12 protein-coding genes are annotated in these 13,091 nt (G+C 60.1%); all 12 read right to left on the bottom strand.

The annotated features are described in order from the left end of the window. Positions 1–27 precede the first annotated feature (27 nt). The 12 genes from N2601_RS25940 to N2601_RS25885 all read right to left on the bottom strand — a co-directional run bounded on the left by N2601_RS25940 (position 28) and on the right by N2601_RS25885 (position 13,059). Positions 28–915: a carbohydrate ABC transporter permease gene (locus N2601_RS25940; protein WP_260304222.1), complete on the bottom strand. Its 888-nt coding sequence runs from the start codon at positions 913–915 to the stop codon at positions 28–30. Next, a complete protein-coding gene (locus N2601_RS25935; protein ID WP_260304221.1) occupies positions 912–1,811 on the bottom strand; it encodes a carbohydrate ABC transporter permease in 900 nt (299 codons plus the stop codon). The genes N2601_RS25940 and N2601_RS25935 overlap by 4 nt, the downstream gene beginning before the upstream one ends. A 95-nt stretch (positions 1,812–1,906) precedes the next feature. Next, complete coding sequence (locus N2601_RS25930) at positions 1,907–3,160, bottom strand: ABC transporter substrate-binding protein (RefSeq protein WP_260304220.1); 1,254 nt, start codon at positions 3,158–3,160, stop codon at positions 1,907–1,909. 84 nt (positions 3,161–3,244) lie between these two features. Beyond that, a complete protein-coding gene (dhaL, locus tag N2601_RS25925) occupies positions 3,245–3,889 on the bottom strand; it encodes a dihydroxyacetone kinase subunit DhaL (protein WP_260304219.1) in 645 nt (214 codons plus the stop codon). Continuing rightward, positions 3,886–4,905, bottom strand: coding sequence for a dihydroxyacetone kinase subunit DhaK (locus N2601_RS25920; RefSeq protein WP_311319447.1), 1,020 nt, complete (start codon positions 4,903–4,905; stop codon positions 3,886–3,888). Before N2601_RS25920 ends, dhaL begins: the two co-directional genes overlap by 4 nt. 58 nt (positions 4,906–4,963) lie before the next feature. Then, positions 4,964–6,847 carry a D-apionate lactonase gene (gene apnL / locus N2601_RS25915; RefSeq protein WP_260304217.1) on the bottom strand — a complete coding sequence of 628 codons (1,884 nt, stop codon included), beginning with the start codon at positions 6,845–6,847 and terminating at the stop codon, positions 4,964–4,966. Further along, positions 6,844–7,878 (bottom strand): Gfo/Idh/MocA family protein, encoded by a 1,035-nt coding sequence (locus N2601_RS25910; protein ID WP_260304216.1) that lies wholly within the window; start codon positions 7,876–7,878, stop codon positions 6,844–6,846. Before N2601_RS25910 ends, apnL begins: the two co-directional genes overlap by 4 nt. A 2-nt stretch (positions 7,879–7,880) precedes the next feature. Beyond that, on the bottom strand, positions 7,881–8,945 hold the full coding sequence (locus N2601_RS25905; RefSeq protein ID WP_260304215.1) for an ABC transporter permease: 1,065 nt from the start codon (positions 8,943–8,945) through the stop codon (positions 7,881–7,883). Continuing rightward, entirely contained in the window at positions 8,942–10,492 is a 1,551-nt protein-coding gene (locus N2601_RS25900; RefSeq protein ID WP_260304214.1) for a sugar ABC transporter ATP-binding protein, read from the bottom strand. Before N2601_RS25900 ends, N2601_RS25905 begins: the two co-directional genes overlap by 4 nt. After that, positions 10,489–11,133, bottom strand: coding sequence for a DUF2291 family protein (locus N2601_RS25895; protein WP_260304213.1), 645 nt, complete (start codon positions 11,131–11,133; stop codon positions 10,489–10,491). Before N2601_RS25895 ends, N2601_RS25900 begins: the two co-directional genes overlap by 4 nt. A gap of 77 nt (positions 11,134–11,210) precedes the next feature. Beyond that, positions 11,211–12,152 (bottom strand): D-ribose ABC transporter substrate-binding protein, encoded by a 942-nt coding sequence (locus N2601_RS25890; protein ID WP_260304212.1) that lies wholly within the window; start codon positions 12,150–12,152, stop codon positions 11,211–11,213. Between the two features lie 79 nt (positions 12,153–12,231). Further along, positions 12,232–13,059: a phosphogluconate dehydrogenase C-terminal domain-containing protein gene (locus N2601_RS25885; RefSeq protein ID WP_260304211.1), complete on the bottom strand. Its 828-nt coding sequence runs from the start codon at positions 13,057–13,059 to the stop codon at positions 12,232–12,234. Between the last annotated feature and the right edge of the window lie 32 nt (positions 13,060–13,091).

Raw genomic sequence — 13,091 nt, 5'->3', positions numbered from 1 at the left:
CGAAAGACTTGCCGATTAGGTGATTGATCAGCCCTTGACGGCGCCGGAGGTGAGGCCGGAGACGAAATATCGCTGAAAGATGAGGTAGACGAGCGTTGCCGGCAGCACGGTCATGACGATCGCGGCATTGAGCTGGCCGTAGTCGTTTGAAAACTGCCCCTGGAAGGACATGAGCCCGAGCGGCAGCGTCCACATGTGCTGATCCTGCAGGAGCACGAGCGCCATGGCGAATTCGTTCCAGGTCGAAACGAAATCAAGGATGAGCAGCGCGGCGAGCACCGGCAGGCAAACCGGCAGGAATATCCGGCGGAAGATGGTGAAATGGCTTGCACCGTCGATCAGAGCGGCTTCGGACAGCTCCTTTGGAATGCCTTTGAAGAAGCCGTGCAGGATGAAGACCTGATAGGGGACGCCGAAGGCGATGTAGGGCAGGATGACGCCGGGATAAGTGTCGATCAGGCCAAGAGAGTTGACCAGCGTAAACAGCGGCGCCAGCATGACCTGGAAGGGGATCATCGTGCCGAAGACGACGAGAAGCAGCAGTATCTTGCTGAACCTCAGCCGGATCTTGGCGAGCGCATAGGCCGCCATCGCTGAAAGGATGAGCCCGAGCGGCACCTTGATGACGGTAATGATAGTGCTGTTCAGGAAGGCGTTGGCAAAATTGCCGCGACCCCAGGCGCTCGAATAATTCTCGAAAGCCGGATTGAGGGGTGGCACGAAGGCGCCCGTCGTCGTCACATCAGCCTGCGTTTTGAGCGACGTGAAGACAATGAAGACGAAAGGCGCAAGCCAGATCGCGGCGACGAGGAGCAGCGCGATCCACAAGCCGATCAGGACGGGATCCCGCTTGCGCTTTGCCGGAATGATGGTCTCGAAGCCATCCGACATGGATGATGCCGATGCTACCGTCATTGTTCGGCCTCCTCATGCTTCTGCGTCCATCGCAGGTAGGGAATGACGATGGCGATGGTGATGAGCAGCAGGACAACGGAGATCGCAGCGCCGCGGCCGAAATCGAAGATCTGCATGGCCTGCGTGAAGGCCCAGAGCGCCAGCATCTGGGTTGATTGCGCCGGCCCGCCGCCCGTCAGGCCGTAGACGATGTCAAAGGCCTTCAGAGACGAGATGACCGATAGCACCAGAACGATTGTCAGCGTGGTGCGTAGCGCGGGCAGGGTGACGTATCGGAAGATGTTCCAGCGCCCGGCGCCATCAATGCGTGCGGCTTCGACCAGCGTCTGCGAAACATTCTGCAGACCCGCGAGAAACAGAACCATGGAGAAGCCGACGGATTGCCAGAGATAGGCCACGAAGACCGAATAGAGGGCGATGTCCTTATTGCCGAGCCAGTCCTGAATCCAGTCCTGCAGCCCCACAGACGTCAGGATCTCGGTGAAAAGGCCGAAGAAGGGATCGTACATCCACTTCCACATGGTCGCGACCGCGATCGGGGCGATAATGACCGGCAGATAGAAGATGGCGCGGAAGGTATTGCGGGCGAAAAGCTTCTGATTGAGGCTCAGTGCCAGTAGCAGGCCGATCATGGGCGGGAAAATCACGCACATAATCGTCCAGATCACCGTGTTGCGGAAGGCGACCCAGAAAACGGGATCCTGCGTGAAGATATATTGATAATTCGCCAGGCCGACGAATGGGCGTTGGGGATCGAGGCCATTCCATTTCTGAAAGCTCAACACCACCACGTTCAGCATCGGATAAAGCGCGAAAATCGCGTAGATCAGCATGGCCGGGGCGAGCAGGATCGCTGCCTGGACGCGCGGGTCATGTGTTCGGTTGCGGAATGACATTCTGATTGCTCCCGGCGGCAACTGACGCGTGGGCATAAAATGGGGGAAGCCGTCCGCTGCGATTGGCAATCGGAGTGGCGGCCTCCCTCGAGGGATCACGTGCGACCCGCGATGAAGGTCTGCAACTGCTTGGCAGCATCGGCCGGCTGGATATTGCCGGCAGCGACGTCGTTGATTACCCGGAAGTATTCGGTGGTGACATCAAGCGGGAATGCCTGGTCGCCATTCATGTAGACCTTGCTGTAGGTCTTGAAGATATCCAGCCATTTCGCCTCGAGCGGCTTCTGGTTGGTGTACTGGACATTCTTGTTGACCGAGATCGAGCTGATCTGCCCGACGAGATCCTGCTGCACCTTGGTCGACAGGAAGTAGTCGAGGAACTTGGCGGCGAGATCCGGATCCTTGCTCTTGGTGCTGATGTAATTGTATTCGGCAAAGCCATAGAGGCGGTTGGTGTTCGTCGGGAACGGCACAACGCCGTAATCGTCGAGGTTGACCTTGCTGCCGCTCAACTGGCTGACCAGCCAGTCGCCTTCAAGCATCATCGCGGCACGGCCGGCGACGAACAGTGTGTAGGACTGCTGGTTGCTGATGCCCATGAAGGGTTTCAGCGTGTAGTCCTTGGTCCACTTGGCAAATTCGGTGAAGGCATCGGTGGCGCAGGGTTCTTTGGTCCAGTCGGCCTTCATGGCCATCAGCGCGTCGTGTTTGTCGGCCCCGCATTTGGTTTCGAGCAGCACGTCCATCAGACGCATGACGTGCCAGTTGACCGAGCCGCCGAAGGTGAAGGCCGGAATTCCAGCCGCCTTGAGCTTGTCGGCCGCCGCCAGCAGTTCCTCATAGGTCTTCGGCTCCTCGGTGATGCCGGCCTTCTGGAAGAGCTTCTTGTTGTAATAGATCGCTTCGCCCTTGAAGGTGAAGGGCACGCCATGCTTGCCGCCCGGATAAAGATCGGCAAAGGCGGCGGCGGACGGTAGCAGCTCGTCGTTCCACTTGTACTGGGTATAGTACTTGTCGAGCGGCAGCGAGAGGCCGGCCTTCACATATTCGCCGCCAAGGCCAAGCCCGGCCCAGCTAAAATAGATATCGGGTCCCTTGCTGGAGCCTGCTGCCACGCGAAGCGCTGTCTTGTGTTCGTCGACGCCGCGCTGGACGATTTCGATATGGGTGCCTGGATTGGCGGCCTCGAAATCCGCCGCCACCTTCTTGAGGGCACCGTTTGCTGCGCCGTTGTCGAAATTGAGCGTCCACAGTGTCAGGTCCTGCGCCTGGACACTCGTCGCCGCAAAGGCCGCCGCAGCAATCGCCATCGCGCCAAATCGTCTTGCATATTTGGAGTTGATGCGCATTTCCCGTCCTCCTCTGAACAATGCTGAGGGCGGTTTTGGCAAATCAACAGGCACATGTCAACTGGTATGATGAGGTCATCATCATTAAGGTAAGAAGAACCCTTTGAAGCAAGAGATGATGACCGTTGCCGAGGCTGCTCCCGGATCGATATGGCCCAAGGCGCGCTCGCCAAGCCTGGAAGAACGCCCCTTTGTGGCCACCATATGCTTCGTTGCTTCCGTCCCGGCTTCAGCGGCAATCAGAGCTTCCGAGAGACAATCCGCCAGCGACCGTCCTTCGTCGCGCGCCGCCCGGCAGGCGGTGGCGGCGGGCGCCCAGGCGTCGACCATGGTCTTCTCCCCGACCTCGGCCTTGCCGCGGTCCTGGATCCCCTTGGCAAGCGCAACGAAGGCGTCCACCATGTCGTCATCCGTCAGCGACGGCTTGCCCTTTACCGCGGCACCCGCACGCATCAAGGCGGTGCCATAGAGCGGACCGGACGAAGCGCCGACGGCATTCAGGAAAGCCTTTGCCGCCGTGTTGAAGACGAGTGTCGGATCGACCGTTGCCGAATCCAGTGGCACAACCGCCTTCGCGGCTCCCGAAAAACCGAGCTCCATGGCGATACCGTGATCGGCATCGCCGATGACGCCATCAAGCTCGCATAAACGGTCTTTTTCGCGGGTCATCGCCGCCGCTATGAGGTTTAGAAGGGACTTCAGATCGTCAACGGTGATTGTCTTTGTCATCGGAGCACTTCACCAGAACGGAACATCGCGCAATCGCAGGGATGATCGATCAGTCGTTGCAGTTCGTCGTCCAAATGCATCAACGTGATCGAGGCACCGGCCATCTCCAGCGACGTGCAGTAGTTCCCAACCAGCGACAAGTGCATCTCTATGCCCGCAGCGTCGAGCGTCATCTTCACCTTCCGCATCATGATGTAGAGTTCCATCAGCGGCGTCGAGCCGAGCGAGTTGACAAGCACGGCCACCCGGTCGCCCCGTGCAGGTTTCATCTCGCCGAGGATTTTATCGAGCAATTCGGCGGTCACCTGATCGGCCGGCTTGAGCGGACCGCGGGCAACGCCCGGCTCGCCATGAATGCCCATGCCGATTTCCATCTCATCCTCGCCAAGCTGAAAATTCGGCTTCAGCGTCTGAGGCAGCGAGCAGGGCGATAGCGCAACGCCGATCGTGAAGGTGCGGTCGTTCGCCCATCGCGCAATCCGCTCCACTTCGTCCAGGCTGTACATCAGATCGCAGGCGGCACCCGCTGCCTTGAAGACAAAAACATTGCCAGCGACGCCGCGCCGGCGGTCCCGTTGGTCGACGGGAGCGGAGGCGACGTCGTCCGTCGTCAGCACGGTGCGGACCTCGATGTCATCCATGGCGAGCATTTCGGATGCCATATCGAAATTCATGACGTCGCCGGCATAATTGCCATACAGGAACAGGACGCCGGCGCCGCCATTGACCGCCTTGGCGCATTCGATGATCGGATCCGGTGGCGGAGAGGCAAAGACATTTCCGATTGCTGCAGCATCGGCAAGCCCTTTACCGACGTAACCCAGGAAGGTCGGCTCATGCCCTGAGCCGCCGCCGACGACCATGCCGACCTTGCCGGGCCGCGGCCCCTCGATTGCGACGATCGACCGCGGCGATCCTTCGAGGGCGCGCACGTGGCGGGGATGAGCCGCCAGAATGCCTGCCAGCATCTCGTCCACGGCGGCTGCGCCGTCATTGATAAGCTTCTTTGTCTTCACGTCAGTCCTCCCGGTCATCTCGCTTCGGAAGACTAAGTTGCGCTTCTCGGGTGTCAGGTCAATCCATCAGCGTGATCGAACCAACGGCAAAAGGCGCGAGCGTGAGGCTTCCGCTTTTTAGTTTCCCGGCCGGGCGCAGGCATCCTAGTTCCACCTGCCGGGCCGCAGCCGTGATGTTCACCAGTAGCAATTGCGGTGCCTCGTTAGCCGGCGCAGCAACAAAAGAAAGGACGGCAGTCGGGTCTGAGGAGACGCATTCCTGCCATTGGCTGCCGGCGAGGCGGGCGAGCGTGACGATCGTATTGAAGATCGGTCGCCTGCCGCCGACCGGCGATGGTTCACCCCCTCCGGCGATCAACCCTGACGGCCCAGCCAATGCTGAAAGCGTCAGGCATTCCAATCCGGCGTCGAGCACGGTAGCCGCATAGCCAAGCGCGAAGGCTTCGGCGAAACGGCCATTGTGCCGGGGGTCCCTGTTTGCCATCGGAATGCGGCGGTCGGCGAGATTATTCATCGTCCGGCTGCCATAGGGGTTTTGGCGCATCGGGATGGTGGAGGGGCCTATGCGATAGGGCTTGTCGCCGTATATGGCGCGGACCGAGCGCGTGATAAACGGCAGTGCTTCCAGCGTCTGCATCACACTGAGATCGTCAGCCGCATGTACGATCGGGTTGGTGCAATGGGTGATGAAGTCGAGCGATCCGGAAGGAACGCGCTTGCGGTTGAGTTCGGTGAAATAGCTGAGCATGCCGCCGCCAAGCCGCACGCCTGGAAAGGCTGCATGAGCGGCGGCATAAACCTCTTCAAGCGGCGGGCACTCAGGCCATTTGCTGCCCGGTGGCGTCGATTGCCGGTCGACCGAAGGCGATATGACGATTGCGTCCGGCTTGAAACCGGCATCTTGCATCCAACCAGCCATTTGTTGTGCTTCGACAAGCGGAGCCTGGCGGCACGGCAATGCGATTTCCAACGTCGATCGGCCAGCGTGAAGCGCCGCGATGGTCGCGAAGGAATTGAAGGCGTCAGCGCCGTGGCCGGCGTCGGGGTCGAAGTGGAACAATAATTCCTGCGGCGCGACTTCGGCCAGCCGGTTCCGCGCAGCCAGTGTTGCGGTCGCTTCTTCCGGCGTAACGATGAGCCCGATTGCAGGCATCGTGCCGGACTTCTCTCCGAGGCTCAGCGTGACCGGGGGCATATCCGCAGCAAGCGTGGAAGACGCGGTGGGCGAACGTCGCATATCGCCTACGGTGAGAGCGATCCGTTGCCGCATGGGCTCGCCGGGGGGGATGCGATAGGGCCAGGGCAAGGCAAGTGGGCGAACATAGGTCTTGTAGGAGGCATCGGACCAATTGCGCTGGTCCTCCATTTCGAAAGTGTCGCCTTCCATGCGGCACTCCGCCGTCACGTTTGACGTCACGCCATGTGTAATCGCCCGCATATTCTTGAAGGGCTGCCAGGGTTCGATGAGGTCAGGTAGATGCGTGTCCTCGCGGCTGCCATCGATATGCTCGACCGAAACCGGCCTGCCGGCAACGCCGACGATCGGATGCAGGATGCAGAAGCCGCAGCGGTTCGTCTCAAAACCGGTGGTCGTCAGCGCTTCCGCCTCGAAGATCAGCGCTTCACCGGCCTCGGCCGTTATGTGAACGCCGATTGCAAGCAAGCTATTCTCGGGCCCCGCACAGCGCGCGACATAGCTGATGGAAAAGCCGTCTTGGAGCTGATTGATCCGCAGCTCGTCAATAACAGGCGCATACGTGCCCCAATCGCGATCGCGAACCAGATAGGAGACGGCCCGCAAGACTTCGGCGCCGTCGTAGCGGATCGTCCGCAGATTGCCGTCCTTGAAGTCAACGGCGAGCTTGCCGGCGGTCAGCCGCACCGGCAGCGTTTCGGTCTCGTGCGTGCCGTAGAGCTGAAACGGGTCGATATTGGCCGTCATCGCAGCATCGCTCCGATATCGACCGGGCACCCGTTGGCGGCACTCTCATAGGCGGCCTCGACAAGAGCGAAGGTCTTGAGATTGTCCGCACCGGACGTGGAGGTCTCGCCGCCATCGGCAAGGCGGTCGGTCCAGTGCTGCTGGATGGCGAGGACACTCTCCTGAATATTATGCCATGGGCGGGAAGCCCAGGAGAGAAGCCTGGGCGAAGCATCCGACACTGTCGCGCCTTCGGGGCTATTGATCTCAAGACGATATCCCTGCGAGAGCCGGATCGTTCCCAGCGTTCCGTCAATCTCGAGCAGCGTCTCGGGAAAGGGCTCCACACCAAGCTTGGTCGCATAGCTCACGTCGACGATTGATGTCGCGCCATTCTGATGGTCGAGCATGATCGTCGCGACGTCCTCGCCCTTGATCTTCGGATTGACCCGTTTGGTGCGAGCGGTGAGCGTCGCGACGTCGCCAAGGATGAAGCGCGCAATATCGAGCGTGTGGATGCCGAGATCCTCGATGATGAAGCGCTCGCCTTCGGCAAGGTAGGGTTGGCCTGAGAAGACGTCGTAACCGGAGCGGAAGGAAAAACGGCCCCAGAACGGTTCGCCGATCACGCCTGATCGAAGAACGGTTTTCACCGTCTGTATCGGTGTCTGCCAACGGAAATTCTCGTGAACCATCAGGAGAATGGCGGCGTCCGCGCAAGCCTTGACCATGGCTTTGGCGTCGCTCAATGTCTTGGCAAACGGCTTTTGGCAGATGGCGGGGACTTTATGGGCCGCTGCCATTTCCACCAGCGCGCGGTGGCTTTGCACGGTCGTCGCGATATCGACGAAATCGAAGCCGCCGTCGGCAAAGAGAGCCGCCGCATCGCTGTACCGGCGCTCGATGCCAAACTGATCGCCGACAATTTTCAATCGCTCTGGATCGCGATCGCAGATTGCGACGATCTCCGCGCCTTTGACGTCCTTCCACGCATGCATCTGATTGACCGCGAAGAAGCCGCAGCCGATGAGCGCACCCTTGAGTTCCGTCATTCTCAACCTGCCTTTGCCATTTGCATGAGTGTCACGCGCTGCTGGAGACGGCGCTGCGCCTGATCGACAACAACGGCGATGATGATGACTAACCCTTTGATGACCATCTGCCAGAAGGATGAAACGCCCATCATCACCAATCCGTCGGAGAGGATGCCGATGACGAAAGCGCCGATGATCGTGCCGCCGATCGTGCCACGTCCGCCGGACATGGAGGTGCCGCCAAGGACGGCCGCGGCGATGGCGTTGAGTTCGAAGCTTTCGCCGGTCGCCGGATGCGCGGCCATCAGTTCCGACGAAATGACGATGCCGACGATGGCCGCGCACAGTCCGGAAAACATGTAGACAAAGATCTTCACCAGATCGACGCGAATGCCCGACATGCGCGCCGCGCGCTCGTTGCCGCCGACGGCAAAGATATACCGGCCGATGGGCGTCGAGCGGGCGACGTAGGCAGCAAGCAGCGCAAGAATGACGAGGATCCAGATGGAAACGGGGAGGCCAAGCAGCCGACCAGCGCCGAAGATGTCGAAGCCGGTCGTGTCGAATTCCGGCCTGCCGACCAGGTTCGGAAAGGTCTGGCCATCCGAAGACAGCAATGCCATGCCGCGCGCGATATAGAGCGTGCCCAACGTCGCGATGAAGGGCGCGACGTTGAGCTTGGTGATGAGCAATCCGTTGATCAGCCCGATCACGATACCGACGGCAAGGGTGATCAGCACGATCTCATAAAGATTGAAGTAAACCGTATATCCGATCGGTAATTCGACGCCGTTGAGGATAAGCGCGCCGGTGACCATTCCGCACAGGCCGACGATCGAGCCGACCGAGAGGTCGATGCCGCCGGTAATGATGACGAAGGTCATGCCCATCGCCAGGAAGGCATTGAGCGCAACGTGCTTCGACATCAGGATCATGTTGGCCGTCGAAGTGAAGTTCGGCGCGAAGACGGCGAAGAAGATGATCACTGCAAAGAGCGCGATGAAGGTTCTGAGTTTCATCAGCGTCAGGAGTACAGAACCGTTCGACCGCTTGGCCGCAAAAGAAGAAGATGTGTCCGCGGTCATGACGCGAGTTTCCTTGTATGTCCGTGTCCCTTGGCCGATGCTGCGACGATCGCCTCTTCAGTCGCCTCGCTTCTGTCGAAGACGGCAACCAACTGGCCGTTGCTCAAGACAGCGATGCGGTCGGAAAGCGCCATGACCTCTTCAAGGTCGGAGGTTGAAAACAGGATTGCGAGACCCTTGCCGGCGAGCTTGCGCATGGTGCGGAAGACGTCTGCCTTGGCGCCGACATCGATGCCGCGGCTCGGCTCGTCCATCAGAAGGACCTTGGGATCGGTCATCAGTGCCTTGCCGATGACGACCTTCTGCTGATTGCCGCCGGACATCGACGTCACCTCGAAATCGGGGTTGGGTGCCTTGATCGAGAGATCGCGGATCATGTCGCGAATAGCCCTCTTCTCGGCATTGGCATTGATATGGAAGAGGCGAGCGAAGCGGCCAAGACTCGCAAGCGTCAGGTTGCTGGCGATCGAGAGCACCTGCACCAGCCCCTCGCGCTGCCGATCCTCCGGGATCAGCGCCAAGCCTTTCCGGATCCGCCGGGTGGTATCGCGTTCTCGGACCTCGACGCCGTTGATGAAAATCCTGCCGGTCGAATGCATGTGCCGGCCCATGACGCATTCGAAAAACTCGCTGCGGCCGGCGCCCATCAAGCCATAGATGCCGAGAATCTCGCCGGCGCGAACGGAGAGCGAGACGTGATCTACGGCAAGGCCCCCGGTCGGTCGCGGCAGGCTGATGTCCTCGGCGCGGAAGGCTTCCTTGCCGATCGCATGGCCGCTGTCCTTGGCGAAGTCCTTGGCATCCGATCCGATCATCGATCGGACGATCCATTTCGTGTCGATATCGCGGACCATCGCCTGGCCGGTGATCTGCCCGTCGCGCAGCACGGTGATGTAATCGCCGATCCGCATCAGCTCTTCCAGCCGGTGGGAGATATAGACGATTGCTACGCCCTGCGCCTTCAGTTCGGCGATCACCTTGAAAAGGATGTCGACTTCCGCCGCCGAAAGCGCCGAGGTCGGCTCATCCATGATCAGAATGCGGGCATTCAGCGAAATGGCCTTGGCGATTTCGACAAGCTGTTGCTGCCCGATCGGCAGATCCTCGACCATAGTCTCGGCATTGATGCCGGCATCCAGCTTCGTCAGAAATTCATTGGCCTTTGCGACCTGCGCCTTGTGATCGATGCCGAAAAGGCCGCGCGTGATTTCGCGTGTCGCAAAAATATTTTCGGCGACAGTCATGTTGGCGAAGAGATTGAGTTCCTGGAAAATCATGCCGATGCCGCGTGCCTGCGCATCTGCCGGACTGTCGAAATGGACGGCTTCGCCCTCCAGGAGGATACGGCCGGCGGTTGGACGTTCGACGCCAGCGATGATCTTCATCAGCGTCGATTTGCCGGCCCCATTTTCTCCCACCAGCACATTGACCGCGCCGCGCCGCAGTTCGAGGTTGGCGCGCTTGACCGCGACGATACCGGAATAAACCTTGGACACGTCCTCGAGACGAAGGATGATGTCTTCCTCTGTCGTATCGCTCATGGTCATTGTTCCAACGTCAGCGCCGAAGGGGTAATCAGCGGCAACTGGCCGGATGCCGGCAGTGGAAACGCACCGGTCACATTGACCGTTTTGCCGGTCAGGCCATCTCGGGGCAAAGCAGCGAGAAAGGACGTGTTCACCTTCTCATTGAACGCTTTGCCGAATTGCGCCCATTCGATCTGGTTCTTGAATTCGTTGAAGTCTACGAAATCCAACGCGTCGCGCAGCGCCGTGCCGCGGATAGCCGGGCCGATCTGAACCTTCGCATCCGCCTTGCCGTCGCCATCGACATCGACGTCGAGCGTTGCGGCACGGGACGCCGTATCGGCGGCGGCGATCTTGCCCTTGAGCTTCACGGCATAGGTCCAGGGCGACGTGCTCTGCTTGCGTGGGTTACCGTATTTTGCGCCGGCCTCATCCGGGTTCGATGCCGCGGCCTGCATCACGGTTTTGAGATCGCCGGAACGCTTTTCAAGGTCGGGTACCGCCTGCGATTGCCAGATCGCGTCGACCTTGGCCGTAGGATCGAAGGCGCTCTTTGCCGCGTTCGCCGCCTTCTCTTCGGCGGTCGGCGTCTTGATGATCTTACAGCCGGGCAGTGCTGCGGCCAGTATGATGACCACAACAGCGCCTCTGATCCTCAGCATGCAATGCACCTCAATCTCAAAGAAAAAAGCCTGGAGAGCGCGGCTCTGCCACGCCCTCCGCAATGCTCGGTCCGCCATCAATTCTTCAGCGCGAAGGTCTCAAGCTTGTCGGCATTCCCGCCATTGATGAGAACGCAATCCATGAGCTGCTTTTCTTCCTTCGGGGTCGTCTTGTTCTTGATGTACGCATCGGCCTGCTCAACCGCCATCTGGGCCTGTGCGTAGGCGGGCTGCAGTACGGTCGCCTTGATGCCGCCGGCCTTGATCGAGTCGCGCACATCGTTGGAGCCGTCGAAGCCGACGACGATCACATCCTTGCGGCCGGCGGCCTGAAGCGCTGCGATCGCGCCCATCGCCATGGTGTCGTTGCCCGAGATCACGCCCTTGATGTCCGGGTTCGCCTGCAGGATGGTTTCCATCTTCGCATAGGCTTCGGTTTGGCTCCAGTTCGCCGATTGCTTGGCGACCAGTTTCAAATCCGGATAGTCGTCGATGACGTCGTGATAGCCCTGCGAGCGGATGCCGGCATTGGTGTCGGATTCCTTGCCGACGAGCTCGACATAATTGCCCTTCTCGCCCATGAGCTTGACGAATTCCTGCGCGCCGAGCTGGGCACCCTGATAGTTGTTGGAAACGATCTGGGCGAGGGCAACGCCGGTGGCATTGATTTCGCGGTCGATGAGGAAGGAGGGGATGCCGGCATCCTTGGCCTTCTTGACGGCCGCAACTGTCGCATCGGCACCGGCATTGTCGAGAATGATGGCCTTGGCGCCGCGGCCGATCGCCGTATCGATGATTTCCGACTGCTTGTTGGCATCGTCGTCGTGCGTCATGACGAGCGTCTCATAGCCCAAATCCTTCGCCTTGGCTTGGGCGCCCACGGCTTCGGCCTTGAAGAACGGATTGTCATGCGCGGGTGTGATGATGGCGATCAGATCGGCCGAAAAGGCCGGCATTGCGGTGCCAAGCGCAAGAGCGCCGGCAAAGGCGGCAACAGTGAGTTTGCGTGTCAGTTTCATGGTGTCCTCCCGATTATGAAACAGGCCCTGTTCCCAGCAGGGCGAAAGAAGGGAGGGCCAAACCCTCCCGGGATTTCGGTCAGGTAATGCGGCGGATGCTTTCTGCGATTTCCTGCGGCTCGAAGACATTCTTCCAGTCGTCGCGCATCAGCGCCGGGATGCCGAATTCGATCGCCTTGTTGCAGGCATCCGAAAACACACCCTCGACCTGGTTGAAGATCACGGCGCCGAGGACGTTCATGTGGCCGAGCAGGAAATCGCGAGCGGCCTGTTCCGGCACGCCGCGCGCGACGCACTCGTCCATGGCTTGCCGCATCACAACGAGCAGCGATGCGCAGACCGTTTCCGAAAGCCCAGGCTCAAGCATCGCCATCTGCTCGACGGTGACTCGGTGCGAGCGCATGACCGGCGCCCAGATGATCTTGGCGATCTCCTCCCCGAGTGCGTAGGCAGCTTCCGGCCCCTGCATCAGCGCGGAAACGATATGCTGCTTGGCGAACAGGCCGCCGAAGTGGTCGTTCTTCGCTTGCATATCGGTTTCGTCGTTGAAGATCGGCGGATGGCAGGGATGGGTGACGAAATAGGTCAGGTCGTCGCGCTTCGGCAGGTGACCCGCAAAAGGTGCCGCGGCGTCTAGGGCGACCACCATCGTTCCCGGCTTCAGCTTGTCGACGATCCCGGCGGCAACCTTGCCGATGGCGGTGTCCGGAACGGCCAGAATGACGACTTCGGCGCCATCAAGGGCCTCGTCCACGGGCACGCACGACAGATCGAGATCGTTCTTCAGGCGGGCCTTGCCGACATCGCTCACCTCGACGTGACGGACATCGAAGCGCGAGCCTTTGAGATTTTTGGCGAGCCGGTACCCCATTTTCCCGCCGGCGCCGAAAAGAGCAATTGCAGTCATGTTTTCTACCTCGTCCATTTCAAATTGTGGTA

The sequence above is a fragment of the Rhizobium sp. CB3060 genome (genome assembly GCF_025200735.1).
Taxonomy (GTDB): Bacteria; Pseudomonadota; Alphaproteobacteria; order Rhizobiales; family Rhizobiaceae; genus Rhizobium.
The sequence above is the reverse complement of the archived record's forward strand: the minus strand, read 5'-3'. Positions and strand labels throughout refer to the sequence as shown.